General features: G+C 62.5%; 12 protein-coding genes. 9 read left to right on the top strand and 3 right to left on the bottom strand.

Going from position 1 to position 16,226, the window contains the following annotated elements; all coding sequences use genetic code 11:
• The first annotated feature begins 4 nt into the window (after positions 1-4).
• Together ACI512_RS21885 and ACI512_RS21880 are read left to right on the top strand one after the other, a co-directional pair.
• Complete coding sequence (locus ACI512_RS21885) at positions 5-895, top strand: U32 family peptidase (RefSeq protein ID WP_064052245.1); 891 nt, start codon at positions 5-7, stop codon at positions 893-895.
• The gene (locus tag ACI512_RS21880; protein WP_405121333.1) at positions 889-1,356 is read left to right on the top strand and encodes an SCP2 domain-containing protein; all 468 of its coding nucleotides are present in this window, start codon (positions 889-891) and stop codon (positions 1,354-1,356) included. Before ACI512_RS21885 ends, ACI512_RS21880 begins: the two co-directional genes overlap by 7 nt.
• A gap of 904 nt (positions 1,357-2,260) precedes the next feature.
• Here the strand turns inward: ACI512_RS21880 and ACI512_RS21875 are convergent.
• The 3 genes from ACI512_RS21875 to ACI512_RS21865 all read right to left on the bottom strand — a co-directional run bounded on the left by ACI512_RS21875 (position 2,261) and on the right by ACI512_RS21865 (position 5,526).
• Positions 2,261-2,941, bottom strand: a complete 681-nt coding sequence (locus ACI512_RS21875; RefSeq protein WP_102060750.1) for a Crp/Fnr family transcriptional regulator — start codon at positions 2,939-2,941, stop codon at positions 2,261-2,263.
• 138 nt (positions 2,942-3,079) lie between these two features.
• Entirely contained in the window at positions 3,080-3,727 is a 648-nt protein-coding gene (narL, locus tag ACI512_RS21870; RefSeq protein WP_102060749.1) for a two-component system response regulator NarL, read from the bottom strand.
• Positions 3,724-5,526: a HAMP domain-containing protein gene (locus tag ACI512_RS21865; RefSeq protein ID WP_236383228.1), complete on the bottom strand. Its 1,803-nt coding sequence runs from the start codon at positions 5,524-5,526 to the stop codon at positions 3,724-3,726. The genes narL and ACI512_RS21865 overlap by 4 nt, the downstream gene beginning before the upstream one ends.
• Before the next feature lie 310 nt (positions 5,527-5,836).
• Here ACI512_RS21865 and ACI512_RS21860 point away from each other — a divergent pair, with 310 nt between their 5' ends.
• From ACI512_RS21860 to ACI512_RS21830, 7 genes are read left to right on the top strand one after another with little or no spacing between them, the layout of a single operon-like run.
• Positions 5,837-7,087 (top strand): nitrate/nitrite transporter, encoded by a 1,251-nt coding sequence (locus ACI512_RS21860; protein ID WP_064054572.1) that lies wholly within the window; start codon positions 5,837-5,839, stop codon positions 7,085-7,087.
• Between the two features lie 2 nt (positions 7,088-7,089).
• A complete protein-coding gene (locus ACI512_RS21855; protein ID WP_064054571.1) occupies positions 7,090-8,487 on the top strand; it encodes a NarK family nitrate/nitrite MFS transporter in 1,398 nt (465 codons plus the stop codon).
• A gap of 57 nt (positions 8,488-8,544) precedes the next feature.
• On the top strand, positions 8,545-12,318 hold the full coding sequence (locus tag ACI512_RS21850; protein ID WP_236383229.1) for a nitrate reductase subunit alpha: 3,774 nt from the start codon (positions 8,545-8,547) through the stop codon (positions 12,316-12,318).
• Position 12,319: 1 nt separating this feature from the next.
• Positions 12,320-13,858: a nitrate reductase subunit beta gene (gene narH, locus ACI512_RS21845; RefSeq protein WP_236383231.1), complete on the top strand. Its 1,539-nt coding sequence runs from the start codon at positions 12,320-12,322 to the stop codon at positions 13,856-13,858.
• 2 nt (positions 13,859-13,860) lie between these two features.
• A complete protein-coding gene (narJ, locus tag ACI512_RS21840; protein WP_064054568.1) occupies positions 13,861-14,616 on the top strand; it encodes a nitrate reductase molybdenum cofactor assembly chaperone in 756 nt (251 codons plus the stop codon).
• A complete protein-coding gene (gene narI, locus ACI512_RS21835) occupies positions 14,609-15,286 on the top strand; it encodes a respiratory nitrate reductase subunit gamma (protein WP_231808713.1) in 678 nt (225 codons plus the stop codon). The genes narJ and narI overlap by 8 nt, the downstream gene beginning before the upstream one ends.
• A gap of 13 nt (positions 15,287-15,299) precedes the next feature.
• Complete coding sequence (locus ACI512_RS21830; RefSeq protein WP_236383850.1) at positions 15,300-16,226, top strand: peptidylprolyl isomerase; 927 nt, start codon at positions 15,300-15,302, stop codon at positions 16,224-16,226.

Here is a 16,226-nt window from a genome sequence, read left to right as displayed (position 1 = left end):
ACAGATGAAACTCAGCCTCGGACCGGTGCTGTTTTATTGGGATAAGGAACACCTGGGGCGCTTCTACGCGGACATGGCCAGCTTGCCCCTGGACGTGATCTACCTGGGCGAAACCGTGTGCTCCAAACGCCGCGCCTTGAACCTGGATCAATGGTTGGGTTTGGGCCGTGAATTGCAGGCCTGCAGCTCGGCGCAGATCGTGCTGTCGAGCCTGACTTTGATCGAAGCCGCCTCGGAACTGTCGAGCCTGCGCCGCCTGTGCGACAACGGCGAGTTGCTGGTCGAAGCCAACGACATGGGCGCGGTGCAGTTGCTGATCGAACGCAAATTGCCCTTCGTCGGCGGCCCGGCGCTCAACCTCTACAACGGCCATGCCTTGGTGCAATTGCTCGACGCGGGCATGCAACGCTGGGTGCCGCCGGTGGAATGTTCCCACGGCCTGATCGCCGACGTGCTGGAACAGGTGCGTGAATTGGGGCGGCCGTTGCCCGAAGTCGAGATCTTCGCCTACGGCCATCTGCCCCTGGCGTACTCAGCCCGCTGCTTCACCGCGCGTGCAGAAAACCGGCCGAAGGATGACTGCCAGTTCTGCTGCATCAACTACCCGGACGGCATGGCCTTGACCAGCCAGGAAGGGCAGGCGTTGTTCACCTTGAACGGGATTCAGACCCTGTCGGCCGATGTCACTAACTTGCTGGCCGACTACCCTGGCTTGGTGTCGTGTGGGGCTGATCTGCTGCGCCTGAGCCCTCGGGCCGAGGGCATGAGCGACGTGGTGCGCGCCTTCGACCAGGTGCGCCAGGGCGCCACGCCGCCGCTGTTTGTGGATGGCTGCAATGGTTACTGGCATGGCCAGGCCGGCATGTTGCGGGTTGAGGAGGTGGGGTTGTGTTGAGTCGCAAGCAATGGTTGCTCAAGGGGGCTGACCGGTTGTTGCCGTTGATACGGCGTGTGCCGTTTGCAGTGCAGCGTCTGGCCTTGCAGCAGGGTCTCAACCGCTGTTTGGCCGAGCCTTTGCGTGATGGCGGTTTTGATTTGTTGCGGGGACGCTGGATGTGCCTGCGCATTCCTGATTTGGGGTTGTGCTGGTACCTGACCTTGGGGCGGGAGGGATTGCGGATTGCCTCGCAGGCGCAGGCCCAGGTGACCATCAGTGGGAATTGGCGGGAGTTTTTGCTGCTGGCCAGCCGGCAGGAAGATCCGGATACGTTGTTCTTTCGGCGGCGGTTGGTGATCGAGGGGGATACGGAGTTGGGGTTGGGGTTGAAGAACTTGATAGACAGTTTGGATTCGGATGTGTTGCCGGTTTGGTTGTGGCAGGGGCTTGAGCGGGCGGGGCGGGGGGGGGCGGTTTGAACTGTGGGCAGATCCGTTGTTTAGGTAACGGCTGGTAGGGGTTCCGCCCTTACGGCGGGTCACTTTTGAAAGGAGCCCAAAAGTAACCAAAAGGCTCTTGCCCCAACACTGGGCACCTCGCTCACGCTCGGTGTGCCCGTAATCCGCCAGGTATTTGGGGGGCCGCCGCCACGCGCCATCCATGGCGCGGGGCGGCTAAACCGGCATCCCTGCCGGTTTACCCCCCAAATCCCTGTCGAATTCCGGCCAGCGTGTTTGACGGGGCGCCCCAGATCAAGATCAAAAGCAAGAGCACGGCGGCCTGGTAGCCGACCTGAGTGGTGTGGAGCAAAGGCAAACGCGGCGGCCTTAAAGCCGGCCGGAGTTGCGTCTGTCGATCGCGGTCCAAATGTGGGAGGGGGCTTGCCCCCGATTGCAGTGTGACAGCCAAAGATGGATCAGCTGACACACCGCTATCGGGAGCAAGCCCCCTCCCACAGTTTGATCTCCATACATCAGGTAGATATCAGCCTGCTTTTGATCTGCTTTTGATTTTGATCTTAGGCGCCCCGTCAAACACGCTGGCCGAACGCAGGCTTGAATCCGTGGGTAACCCGGCAGGACGCCGGGTTAGCCGCCCCGCGCCATGGATGGCGCGTGGCGGCGGCCCACGGATTCAAGCCGGAGTGAGGGTATGCCGAGCCTAGGCGAGGCACCGAGTGTTGGGGCAAGAGCCTTTTGGTTACTTTTGGGCTCTTTTCAAAAGTGACCCGCTGTAAAAGCGGAACCAATATCAGCCGTTACCCAAACAACGGATATGTACCCGCCAAATGCAACACCTCCCACCTCCCACCTCCCACCTCCAGCGTCATCGCGTAGAAACCCCATGACCCGCAGCGAAACTCTACATGATCGGCAACGGGCATTAACCGGCCTGGTAGCCCATCAGTTCCTCTTCACTGAGGATTCGAATGGTGCGCCGCTGCACCTCGATCAATCCACCTTCCACCAGCCGGTGCAGAATCCTGGAAAAGGTCTCCGGCTGGATCCCCAGCTTCGACGCCACCAGTCGTTTAGGCACTTGCAGCACTACGTCGCCGCTGACGGCATCGCGCTCCTGGAACAGAAAGTTGATCACCCGGCGACTGGCGTTGGCCAGGGTCAGGGTGTCGATGTCCTTGAGGCGCTGGTGCAGATGGATGCTCATGCTCGCCAGGATCGCCAGGCAGATTTTCGGCTGGTCTTCCAGGGCGCGGCGGTAGTGCTGGCCTTCGATACTGACCAGCACACAGTCCTTGAGCGCTGTTGCGCTGACCGGGTAGGCCTTGGCCTGGGTGAACAGCAGGGCTTCGGCGAAGGTCTGGCCGGGTTGAATGATTTCCACCAGGTGCTCCTGGCCTTCGCCGGTGACGCGGTGCAGTTTGATCTGGCCGCTGACCAGCAGGAAGAAACGGTCGGCGGGGTCACCCTGGTGCATCAAGGGGGTGTGGCTGGGCACGCGTTTCAGGTTGGCCAGGGTGCAGACGTCCTGGAAGGTTTTTTCCGGGAGTTGGGTGAAGAGGTGGTGACGGCGTAGGGTCAGGACGATTTGGGGATGGGTGAGCATTGTTTGGGCCTCCGCGGGTGGTCAGGGTAGGGGGCCTGGGGTGGGTTTGGATATGCCTCTGAGGGGGTACCTCGGTGTGTATATCCGTTTCTGCGGTAATGGCGGGTGTGGGTCCCGGCGCAGACCCAACCCCAACGCTCACCCCACCTGCCTCAAATGCTCCATCGCCCAAACCGCCGCCTCCACCCGCGACCGCAACCCCAACTTGTGCAGCAAATTCTTCACATGCACCTTCACCGTCCCCTCAGTAATCCCCAACTTATGCCCAATCACCTTATTGCTATACCCACTGGCGATCGTCTTCAACACCTGCCGCTCCCGCTCGGTCAATTCAACCGCCGCATGCGGCTGCGGTGAGCGCAACGCCTGGGCCAGCACTCGTGTCAATCCGGGGCTGATCACCAGCGCCCCATGCAGCGCATCGCGAATAAATTCCACCACCAGTTCCGGCTCCATGTCTTTGAGCAGGTACCCATTGGCGTCCAGGCGCAGTGCATCCCGAATATCGTCTTCGGCGTCGGACACGGTAAACAGCAACACCTTGCCGGCATAGTCCATGGCGCGCAGGCGGCGCAGGGTTTCCAGGCCGTTCATCTGGGGCATGTTGTTGTCCAGCAGCACCAGGTCCGGTTGCAGGCTCTGGATCTGGTCGAGGGCTTCCTGGCCGTTGCCGGCTTCACCGACCACGTGCAGGTCGTCTTCCAGTTCGAGGATCTGGCGCATGCCGTGGCGCATCATCGGGTGGTCGTCGACCAACAGGATCCGGTGGCGAATGGCGGTGTTCATGAGGCGGTGCCTTGTAGGGAGTGGCCGAGGAATTCCGGCTGGAAACGCAGTTGCACACGAGTGCCCTGAGGGGCTCGTGGGCTGATGTCGAGGTCGCCGTGCAGGCTGCGGGCGCGTTCGTCCATGATGGTCAGGCCGTGGTGTTCTCGCCGGTCGACCTCGCCGCTGAAGCCACGACCATCGTCTTCGATGCTCAGGCTGACTGTCTCGCCGACTTGGCGCAGTTGCAGCCAGGCGTTTTGCGCATGGGCGTGGCGCAGGCAGTTGGACAGCGCTTCGCGGGTGATCTGCAACACGTGGATCTGTTCGCTGGCCGACAGCTGGAAGGCCAGGGCGTCCACATGCAGGTGCACCTGGAACTCGCCACGCCGGGAGAATTCTTCGGCGGTGTCCTGCAACTCATGCACCAGCCCGGCATCGTGGATTTGCAGGCGGAAGGTGGTGAGCAGTTCGCGCAGTTGGCGGTAGGCGTTGTTCAGGCCGTCGCGCAGTTCGCCGGTGACGGTGGCCAGGGTCTCCACCGGTTCGCCACGGCGGATCAGGGTTTGCATGCGGCTCACTTGCAGCTTCATGTAGGACAGCGCCTGGGCCAGGGAGTCGTGCAGTTCGCGGGCGATGATGGTGCGCTCGTCGAGGAGCAAAAGGCGGTGGTCCTGTTCGCGTTGGCGCTTGAGGGACAGTGAGGTGCCGATCAGGTTGGCCAAGGCCTGGATCAGTTGTTTTTCCCAATCCTGCGGTGCATGGCCGTCAAGGAAGTGCGCCTTGAGTTCGCCCAGTTCCGCGCCCTGGTTGCTGATGCTGAACACTTGCGGCGGCGCGGCGTGATGACGCTCGCAGGTGGCACAGTCACCGACCGCGCAGACGTTGCGGCTGTTCTCGCCATGCAGCGCGAGCATCTGCTGGGCCGGCGCCAGGAAGTGGCCTTGCAGGCATAACGACAGGCGCAGCCCCGGCAGGCGTTTCTGGAAGCGTCGGATCAGTTCATCCAGGCCCTCGGCATTCGCCAGGCGCGTGGCCAGGCTGCGGCTGCTTTGGTAGAGCAGTTCGAGGGCGGCGTTGGCTTGTTGCAGGTTGAGGGTCTTGAGCTGCACCTGGCTTTCCAGGGTGCGGTGCGAGGCTTCGATGGTTTCGGCCATGGTGTTGAAGCTCAGCGCGAGTTGGCCCAGCTCGTCCTCGGAACGGTGGTTGACCCGGATCTTGAAGTCGCCGTCGCGAAAACGCCGGGTGGCGTGCACCAACTCTTCCAGGGGGTTGACCACCCCGTATTGCAGTTCGTACAGGCCGATCAGCAGGATGATCAAGGTGCTGAACAGCGCCAGGCCCTGGATACCCTGTTGCCAGCCTTGTTTGCGTTCGCTTTGTTGCTGCAACAGGCTGACGAAGTGATTCAGTTGCTCGACAAACGCCGGGGCGCTGGCCTGGAACAAGGCCGCATCACCGCGCAGCACCGCCGGGCGCAGCTCGGTGTTCCAGCGTTGCTGGATCTGTTGGTAGCTCTGTAGCAGGGCGCTCTGGGGGCCGTCTTCCAAGACCGCCTTGAGCGACTGACTGTCGAGGCGCCGTTGCAGGCTTTGGCTGACCTCGGTGATTTCACCTGGCTGGGCACCGGCGGCGAGTTTCCAGCTGAGGTGGTAGGTCTCCATGCGCACCGAGCCTGCGGTGTTGATCGCGGCGGCGTCGCCCTGGCTGAACCAGGCGATCAGCCCGGCGCTCAGGGAGCTGGCCAGGGCCAGGATGGCGATAAGGATCACCGCCAGGCCGGCACGGGCGGGCAGGGAGCTGCGCAGCCAGTCAAGCATGACGGCGTAATCGACGAAGGCAATGCAGAGGCATGAGGGCACCTGAAACCGGAAAGGGGGCTGGACACGGCCTTCCCTGGCGCACTACCTCTAAAGAATTGCCGGCGAACCCTCCCACGGATAAAAGCCGGCACAAGAGAGCAATCCATTGATAAATAAAGCTTTTCTCTTGTTTTTGCGTCTACCTCCTTGGAGGTAGACGGGGCCAGCATAGCCCGATACCCCCCAGGCGGACGTTGATCTGGGTCAAGTTACACGGGGGTCTGGCCCCTAACCTGCGCTCATGAAATCACTTTCTGGAGCGCTTACCGTGACTCAACCCCGTATGAGACAAGGCCTGGTGCTGGGCATGAGCACCCTGGCTTTCACCGTCTGCTTTATGGTGTGGATGATGTTCGCCGTGCTCGGCGTGCCCATCAAAGAGCTGCTGCAACTCAACGAAACCCAGTTCGGCCTGCTGGCCGCCACGCCGGTATTGACCGGCTCCCTGGTGCGCCTGCCACTGGGCTTGCTCACCGACCGCTTTGGCGGGCGCATCGTGTTTTTCCTGCTGATGCTCGCCTGCGTGTTGCCGCTGTACCTGATCACCTATGCCACCGCCTATTGGCAGTTCCTGGTGCTGGGCCTGTTTGTCGGCCTGGCCGGCGGCTCGTTTTCGGTGGGCATCGCCTACGTCGCCAAATGGTTCGACAAAGATAACCAGGGCTTCGCCATGGGCGTGTTCGGCGCCGGTAACGCGGGGGCGGCCGTCACCAAGTTTCTCGCCCCGGCACTGATCGCCCTCGGCACCTGGCACCTGGTGCCCAAGGTGTTCGGCGCCATCCTGTTTATCACCGCGCTGCTGTTCTGGTTTCTCACCAGCGAAAACAAGGCGCACCGCAGCGCCGGCGGCGCCAGCCTGCGCGAGCAACTGCAGAGCCTGAAAGACCCGGCCGTGTGGCGCTACTGCCAGTACTACTCGATTGTGTTCGGTGGGTACGTGGCCCTGGCGTTATGGATGACCAAGTACTACGTGCAGGAATACGGCTTCAGCCTGCAAAGCGCCGCGCTGCTGGCCGCGTGTTTCTCGCTGCCCGGCGGCGTGCTGCGGGCGGTGGGCGGCTGGATGTCCGACCGCTGGGGTGCGCAAAGCGTGACCTGGTGGGTGTTGTGGGTGAGCTGGGTGTGCCTGTTCCTGCTCAGCTATCCGCAGACGCAACTGCAGGTGATGACCGTCAACGGTCCTCTTGATTTCCATATCGGCCTCAACCCCACGCTGTTCACTGTGCTGCTGTTTGTGATGGGCATCGCCTTCGCGTTCGGCAAGGCCTCGGTGTTCAAGTACATCGCCAATGACTACCCGCAAAACATGGGCGCGGTGTCCGGCATCGTCGGCCTGGCCGGTGGCCTGGGCGGCTTTGTGCTGCCGATCCTGTTCGGCGCGCTGGTGGACCTCACCGGCGTGCGTTCCTCCTGCTTCATGTTGATGTACGGCGTGGTCTGGGTGTCCCTGGCCTGGATGTACTTCAGTGAAATTCGCAAACAGCCATTGCTCGGCAAGCAAGCTCTCCAAGGAGAATGATCATGTCCATTGCGCAAAAGCCCGGTTCGGGCCCGGTGATCCACGACTGGCGCCCCGAGGACCCCGCTTTCTGGGGCGCCAGCGGCAAGAAGACCGCCACCCGCAACCTGTGGATCTCGATCCCCGCGCTGTTGCTGGCCTTCGCCGTCTGGATGGTGTGGAGCACCGTGATCGTGCGCCTCAACGCCATCGGCTTCAGCTTCACCACCGACCAACTGTTCTGGCTCGCTGCATTGCCCGGCTTGTCCGGCGCCACCTTGCGGGTGTTCTACTCGTTCATGGTGCCGATCTTCGGCGGGCGCCGCTGGACGGCCCTGAGCACCGCCTCCTTGCTGCTGCCGTCGCTGTGGATGGGGTTTGCGGTGCAGGACCCGGGCACGCCCTACAGCGTGTTTGTGTTGATCGCCTTGCTCTGCGGTTTTGGCGGCGGCAACTTCGCCTCCAGCATGTCCAACATTAGCTTTTTCTACCCCAAGGCCCAGCAGGGCACCGCGCTGGGCCTGAACGCCGGCCTGGGTAACCTGGGGGTCTCGGTGATGCAATTCTGCGTGCCGCTGGTGATCACCTTTGGCGTGTTCGGCCTGGTGGGTGGGCAACCGCAAACGCTGCCGGACGGTAGCCAACTGTGGCTGCAGAATGCCGGCTTCATCTGGGTACCGTTCATCCTCACCGTCACCGTGGCCGCGTGGTTCGGCATGAATGACCTGTCCAGCGCCCGCGCGTCGTTCAGTGACCAGGCAGTGATCTTCAAGCGCAAGCACAACTGGCTGATGTGCTGGCTGTACCTGGCGACCTTCGGTTCATTCATCGGTTTTTCGGCGGCGTTCCCGCTGCTGATCAAGACCTCGTTCCCGGACGTGGTCGCGCTGAAATTTGCCTTCCTCGGCCCGCTGGTCGGCGCGCTGGTACGTCCACTCGGCGGCTGGCTGGCGGACAAGATGGGCGGCGCGCGGGTGACCCTGTGGAACTTCGTGCTGATGATCGTGATGGTGTTCGGCGTGCTGCACTTCCTGCCGCAGAACGGGCAGGGCGGCAACTTCTACGGCTTCCTCGGGCTGTTCATGTTGCTGTTCATCACCACCGGTGTGGGCAACGGTTCCACCTTCCGCATGATCCCGGTGATCTTCCGCACCCAGCACGAGAAAGCCAGCGCCGGCAAATCCGCCGCCGAGCGTGAACAGGCGATCAAGAACGCCGGCAAGGAATCCGCTGCGGTGCTGGGCTTCAGCTCGGCCATGGGCGCGTTCGGTGCGTTCTTCATTCCCAAGTCCTTCGGCACCTCCATGGCCGCTACCGGCAGCCCGGCCATGGCGTTCTACATGTTTGTCGGTTTCTACCTGAGCTGCATCGTCGTGACCTGGTGGTGGTACGCCCGCAAGGGCTGCGCCACACCCTGCTGATCGACCTGAATTCGCCGGGGCAACGCACCCCACGGCACGCCTGATGAGGAAAGCACCATGAGTCATTTACTGGATCAACTGCGGTTCTTCAACCGCAAGCAAAACGAGTTCTCCGAAGGCCACGGCGAGACCCGCAAGGAGTCCCGCGACTGGGAAAACGTCTACCGCTCGCGCTGGCAGTACGACAAGATCGTACGCTCCACCCACGGTGTGAACTGCACCGGCTCGTGCTCGTGGAAGATCTACGTGAAGAACGGCCTGATCACCTGGGAAACCCAGCAGACCGACTACCCGCGCACCCGCAACGACCTGCCCAACCATGAACCGCGTGGCTGCCCGCGTGGCGCCAGCTACAGCTGGTACATCTACAGCGCCAACCGCCTCAAGTACCCGAAAATCCGCAAGCCGTTGCTCAAGCTGTGGCGTGAAGCGCGCCTGACCCTGTCACCCGTCGAGGCGTGGGCGAGCATTGTCGAGGACAAGGTCAAGGCCGACTCGTACAAGAGCAAGCGCGGCATGGGCGGCTTCATTCGTTCCAACTGGGAGGAGGTGAATGAGATCATCGCCGCCTCCAACGTCTACACCATCAAGCAGTACGGCCCGGACCGCATCGTCGGCTTCTCGCCGATCCCGGCCATGTCCATGGTCAGCTACGCAGCGGGTTCGCGTTACCTCTCGTTGATCGGCGGCGTGTGCCTGAGCTTCTACGACTGGTACTGCGACCTGCCACCAGCCTCGCCGATGGTGTGGGGCGAGCAGACCGACGTGCCGGAATCGGCCGACTGGTACAACTCCAACTACATCATCGCCTGGGGCTCCAACGTTCCGCAGACCCGCACCCCGGACGCGCATTTCTTCACCGAGGTGCGCTACAAGGGCACCAAGACCGTGGCGATCACGCCGGACTATTCGGAAGTGGCCAAGCTCACCGACCTGTGGCTCAACCCCAAGCAGGGCACCGATGCCGCGTTGGCCCAGGCGTTCAACCATGTGATCTTCAAGGAATTTCACCTGGATAAACCGAGCGCTTATTTCACCGACTACGCCAAGCGCTTTACCGACTTGCCGGTGCTGGTGATGCTCAAGCCCATGACCGGTTTTGCACCCGGTGCAGGCTTCCAGCCGGACCGCTTCCTGCGCGCTTCGGACCTGGTCGACAACCTCGGCCAGGACAACAACCCGGAATGGAAAACCATCGCCCTCGACGAAAGCGGCGAACTGGTCTCGCCGCAGGGCGCCATTGGCTATCGCTGGGGCGAGAAGGGCAAGTGGAACATCCTCGCCAAAGAAGGCGGTGAAGGCCGCGCGATTGACCTTAAGCTCAGCCTGGTCGGTGACGACGTCGCCGAAGTGGCCTTCCCGTATTTCGCCGGCGAAGCCCACGATTACTTCCAGCACGTGGCCGGCGATGCCGTGCAGTTCCGTCGTGTGCCGGTGCACAGCGTGACCTTGGCCGACGGCACGGTAGCCAAAGTCGCAACCGTGTTCGACCTGTCCGCCGCCAACCTGGCCATCGACCGTGGCCTGGGCGGCAACAACGTCGCCAAGGACTACGACGACGCCAGCGTGCCGGGCACCCCGGCGTGGCAGGAAGCGATCACCGGCGTCAGCCGCGAGAAAGCCATCCAGATCGCCCGCGAGTTCGCCGACAACGCCGACAAGACCAAGGGCCGCTCGATGATCATCGTCGGCGCGGCGATGAACCACTGGTACCACATGGACATGAACTACCGCGGGCTGATCAATATGCTCATGCTCTGCGGTTGCGTCGGCCAGACCGGCGGCGGCTGGGCCCACTACGTCGGCCAGGAAAAACTGCGCCCGCAGTGCGGCTGGCTGCCCCTGGCCTTCGGCCTGGACTGGAACCGCCCGCCGCGCCAGATGAACGGCACCAGCTTCTTCTACGGCCACAGTTCGCAATGGCGCCACGAGAAGATGAGCATGCACGACATCCTCTCGCCACTGGCCGACAAGTCGCAGTTCCCGGAGCATGCCCTGGACTACAACATCCGCGCCGAACGCGCCGGCTGGTTGCCGAGTGCACCGCAACTCAACACCAACCCGCTGCACATCTGCCGTGACGCGGCGGCCGCCGGCATGACGCCGAAAGACTACGTGGTCAAGTCCTGGCAGGACGGCAGCCTGCGCTTTGCCTGCGAACAACCGGACAGCCCGGTGAACTTCCCGCGCAACATGTTTATCTGGCGCTCCAACCTGCTCGGTTCCTCGGGCAAGGGCCATGAGTACATGCTCAAGTACCTGTTGGGCACCAAGAACGGCGTGATGAACGAAGACATCGGCCACAGCACCGAATGCAAGCCGACCGAGGCCGAATGGGTCGAAGACGGCGCCATCGGCAAGCTGGACCTGGTGACCACCCTGGATTTCCGCATGTCCTCCACCTGCGTGTATTCCGACATCGTCTTGCCGACCGCGACCTGGTACGAAAAAGACGACATGAACACCTCGGACATGCACCCGTTCATCCACCCACTCTCGGCGGCCATCGACCCGGCGTGGGAATCGCGCTCCGACTGGGAGATCTACAAAGGCATCGCCAAGGCGTTCTCGGCCATGTCGGTCGGTCACCTGGGCGTCGAGCAAGACCTGGTCACCGTGCCGTTGATGCATGACAGCGTCGGTGAACTGGCCCAGCCCTTCGGCGGCACCGACTGGAAAAGCGCCGGTGTGGCGCCGGTACCGGGCAAGAACGCCCCGAACATGGCGGTGGTGGAACGCGACTACCCGAACATCTACAAGCAGTTCTCGTCCCTCGGCCCGATGCTGGAAAAACTCGGTAATGGCGGCAAGGGCATCAACTGGAACACCGATGAAGAAGTCGAGTTCCTCGGCGAGCTGAACCATCACGAAAGCGATGCGGGCATCAGCCACGGCCGGCCGAAAATCGACACGGCGATTGACGCCGCTGAAGTGATCCTGTCGCTGGCCCCGGAAACCAACGGCAAGGTCGCCTTGAAAGCCTGGGCCGCGCTGTCGGAGTTCACCGGCATCGACCACAGCCATTTGGCGATCTCCAAGGCCCATGAAGCGATCCGCTTCCGCGATATCCAGGCGCAGCCGCGCAAGATCATCTCCAGCCCGACCTGGTCCGGCCTGGAAGACGAGCACGTGAGCTACAACGCCGGCTACACCAACGTCCATGAAAACATTCCATGGCGCACCATCACCGGTCGCCAGCAGTTCTACCAGGATCACCCGTGGATGCAGGCGTTCGGCGAGCAGTTGATGAGCTACCGGCCACCGGTCAACACCCGCACCATTGAAGGCGTGAAGGGCAAGCGCAGCAATGGCGAGACCGAGATCGTCCTGAACTGGATCACCCCGCACCAGAAATGGGGTATCCACAGCACCTACAGCGACAACCTGCTGATGCTCACCCTGAGCCGTGGCGGCCCGATTGTGTGGCTCTCCGAAATCGACGCCAAGCGCGCCGGGATCGAGGACAACGACTGGATCGAATGCTTCAACGTCAACGGCGCACTCACCGCCCGTGCGGTGGTCAGCCAGCGTGTCAAGGAAGGCATGGTGATGATGTACCACGCCCAGGAACGCATCGTGAACGTGCCCGGTTCGGAAACCACCAAGACCCGTGGCGGCCACCACAACTCGGTGACCCGCGTGGTGCTCAAGCCGACCCACATGATCGGCGGCTACGCCCAGCAGGCTTACGGTTTCAACTACTACGGCACGGTCGGTTGCAACCGCGATGAGTTTGTCGTGGTGCGCAAGATGGCCAAGGTCGACTGGCTCGATGGCACCGCTGGCGATGATCTGCCACGCCCATTGCCGACCGATATCGAGGAGAACTGAGATGAAGATTCGCTCACAGATCGGCATGGTGCTGAACCTGGACAAATGCATCGGCTGCCACACCTGCTCGATCACTTGCAAAAATGTCTGGACCAGCCGTGAAGGCATGGAGTACGCCTGGTTCAACAACGTCGAATCCAAGCCCGGTATCGGCTACCCCAAAGAATGGGAGAACCAGGACAAGTGGAAAGGCGGTTGGGTGCGCAACGCCAACGGCAGCATCAACCCACGCATCGGCGGCAAGTTCCGCGTGTTGGCGAACATCTTCGCCAACCCTGACTTGCCGAGCCTGGACGACTACTACGAGCCATTCGACTTCGACTACCAGCACCTGCACACCACGCCGTTGGGCGAACACCAGCCAACCGCACGCCCGCGCTCGCTGGTGTCGGGCAAGCGCATGCAGAAAATCGAGTGGGGCCCCAACTGGGAGGAAATCCTCGGCACCGAGTTCGCCAAGCGCCGCAAGGACAAGAACTTCGACCAGATCCAGGCCGATATCTACGGCGAGTACGAAAACACCTTCATGATGTACCTGCCGCGTCTGTGCGAGCACTGCCTCAACCCGGCGTGCGCGGCCTCGTGCCCGAGTGGCGCGATCTACAAGCGTGAAGAAGACGGCATCGTACTGATCGACCAGGAGAAATGCCGGGGCTGGCGCATGTGCATCAGCGGCTGCCCGTACAAAAAGATTTACTTCAACTGGAAGAGCGGCAAGTCCGAGAAGTGCATCTTCTGCTACCCGCGTATCGAAGCCGGCATGCCCACCGTGTGTGCCGAAACCTGCGTTGGCCGGATTCGCTACCTCGGTGTGTTGCTGTACGACGCCGACCGTATCAGCGAAGTCGCCAGCACTGCCAACGAGCATGACCTGTACGAAAAACAGCTGGAGATTTTCCTCGACCCGAATGACCCGGCAGTGATTCGCCAGGCCCTGGCCGATGGCGTGCCGCAGTCGGTGATCGACTCCGCGCAGCGTTCGCCAGTGTACAAAATGGCTGTGGATTGGAAACTCGCCCTGCCGCTGCACCCGGAATACCGCACCTTGCCGATGGTTTGGTACGTGCCGCCGCTGTCGCCGATCCAGAACGCCGCCGCGGCCGGCACCGTGGGCATGAACGGGGTGATCCCGGATGTCGACAGCCTGCGCATCCCCCTGCGTTACCTGGCCAACATGCTCACCGCCGGTGATGAAAAACCGGTCAAGCGTGCGCTCAAACGCCTGCTGGCGATGCGTGCCTACAAACGCTCCCAGCAAGTGGACGGTGTGCAGGACCTGCAAGTGCTGGAAGACGTCGGCTTGAGCGTTGAACAGGTGGAGGAGATGTACCGCTACCTGGCGATTGCCAACTACGAAGACCGCTTCGTGGTACCGAGCGCCCACCGTGAAGACGCCATGAGCGACGCGTTCGCCGAGCGCTCCGGGTGTGGTTTCAGTTTCGGCAGCGGCTGCAGTGGCAGTTCCGACACCAACATGTTCGGCGCCAAGAAGGCCAACCGCCGCGACGTGCTGAAAACCGTACAAATCTGGGAGGACTGAGCATGCGCATTCTTAAAGTGATCTCGCTGTTGCTGGACTACCCCACCGAAACCCTGGTGAACGGCCGCGACGAGCTGGAAAAAGCGATTATCGAATCGCGGGAAATCAGCCCCAAGCAACGCGGTGCGTTGTTCGAGTTGATGGAGCTGATCTGCGGCAACGACTTGATGGACGGCCAGGAACATTACGGCGCCTTGTTTGGCCGCGGTCGTTCGCTGTCGCTGTTGTTGTTTGAACACGTGCACGGCGAGTCCCGCGACCGTGGCCAGGCGATGGTCGACATGATGGCCCAGTACGAGGAGGCCGGGTTTGCCATCGGCGTCAAGGAGCTGCCGGACTATATCCCGCTGTACCTGGAGTTTCTCTCCACCCGCGAAGACATCGAGGCCCGCGAGGGCCTGGCGGATGTGGCGCACCTGTTGGCCTTGCTCGCCGCGCGTCTGGAAGAGCGCGAGAGCGGCTACGCCAGTTGCTTCCGTGCGCTGTTGCAGATTGCCGGCGCCGAGCCGCACCAGGCCGTGGCCGAACTGCGTGCCCAGGTCGCCGCCGAACCGCGCGACGACTCCCTCGAAGCCCTGGACAAAATCTGGGAAGAGGAAGCCGTGGACTTTATGCAGGCCGAGCAGCAGGACCGTTGCAGCTCGCTGCCGAGTGCGCCGGGCAAGGCCCGCGAAGAAAGCGCGGTGCCGTTGCACTGGGTGGATTTTCAGCAAGAAGGTCGGGCCGCAGCGCCCGCCGGGGAGGTGGGTAATGTCTAAGTGGAATTTGCTGGTATTCGGGGTGTATCCCTATGTGGCCCTGGCCATCTGCCTGTTGGGCAGTTGGGCGCGGTTCGACCTGTCGCAGTACACCTGGAAGGCCGGCTCCAGCCAGATGCTCAACAACCGCGGCATGCGCGTGGCGAGCAACTTCTTCCATATCGGCGTGCTGTTCGTGCTGGCCGGGCACTTTGTCGGCCTGCTGACGCCGGCATCGATCTACCACCATGTGATCAGCACTGAGAACAAGCAGTTGCTGGCGATGGTCTCCGGCGGTTTCTTCGGCCTGCTGTGCCTGGTGGGCCTGCTGATGCTGGTCAAGCGTCGTTTGACTGACCCACGCGTGCGCGCCACCTCAAGCCCGTCGGACATCCTGATCCTGCTGGTGTTGCTCGCACAGTTGCTGCTCGGACTGCTGACCATTGTCGCCTCCACCGGGCACATGGACGGTTCGGTGATGGTGATGCTCGCCGACTGGGCGCAGAACGTGGTGTTGTTGCGGCCGGTGGAAGCGGCAGCGTCGATTGCGCCGGTGTCGTTGATCTACAAGGCGCATGTGGCGCTGGGCTTGACCCTGTTTGTGCTGTTCCCGTTTACCCGCTTGGTGCACATGGTCAGCGCGCCGATCTGGTACCTGGGGCGTCGTTATCAAATCGTGCGGCAGAAGTAGTGAGGAGAGCGTCATGACAACAGGATGCGGATGTGGTGGCGGGAATGGCGGCAGCGGCGGTTGTGGGTCGTCGGCCAAAGAACCCGTGATGGCCGAGGTGGCTGTCCAAGCGCCTTTCGAGGAACTCAAGGCGCCCGAATTGATTGCCAGCAGTGAACAGGAATGGCCGATCATCAGCGTCAACGACGTGCCCGTCACGCCTGAGGCGATGGCCTTGGAGTTGCAATATCACCCGGCCGACAGCCGCGAAGAGGCGGTGTACCTGGCCGCCCGCGCGCTGGTGATTCGCGAGCTGTTGCAGCAGCGCATCGCTGAGCTGGGCCTGGCGGTGGAGATCGCCGCCGGCGAGAACGAAGAGGAGGCCGCCACGCGCTTGCTGCTGGAGCGCGAGGTCAAGGTGCCCGAGTGCGACGAGGCCACCTGTGTGCGCTATTTCGAGAACAACCGTGGGCGCTTTCACAGCGCGCCGTTGCTGGCGGTGCGGCACATCCTGCTGGAGTGTGCGCCGGACGATGCCGAGGCCCGGCAACTGGCCCAGGTGCAAGCGGAAGTGCTGCTGCTGAGCCTGGCCCAAGCGCCGGGCAGCTTCGCCGAGTTGGCCCTCAAGTACTCGGCGTGCCCGTCCAAGGCCCAGGGCGGTTCGCTCGGCCAGGTGAGCAAGGGCCAGACCGTACCGGAGCTGGAGCGCCAGCTGTTCACCCTGGCGCCGGGCCTGGCCGGCAAACCGCTGGAAAGCCGCTATGGCTGGCACGTGATCAGCGTCGACCAGCGCATCGAAGGCCAGCCGTTGCCTTACGAAGCGGTCGCGGTGGCGATCCGTACCCAGTTGCAGCAGGGCGTGTGGCAGAAGGCACTGGTGCAGTACCTGCAAACCCTGATCGGCGCGGCGGACATTCGCGGCATCGCGCTGCAGGGCGCCGACTCGCCGTTGGTGCAGTGA

This window comes from Pseudomonas petroselini, from assembly GCF_045037875.1.
In the GTDB taxonomy this organism is placed as follows: Bacteria; Pseudomonadota; Gammaproteobacteria; order Pseudomonadales; family Pseudomonadaceae; genus Aquipseudomonas; species Aquipseudomonas petroselini.
Note: the sequence above shows the minus strand (reverse complement) of the source record. Positions and strands in the feature narration are given on the sequence as shown.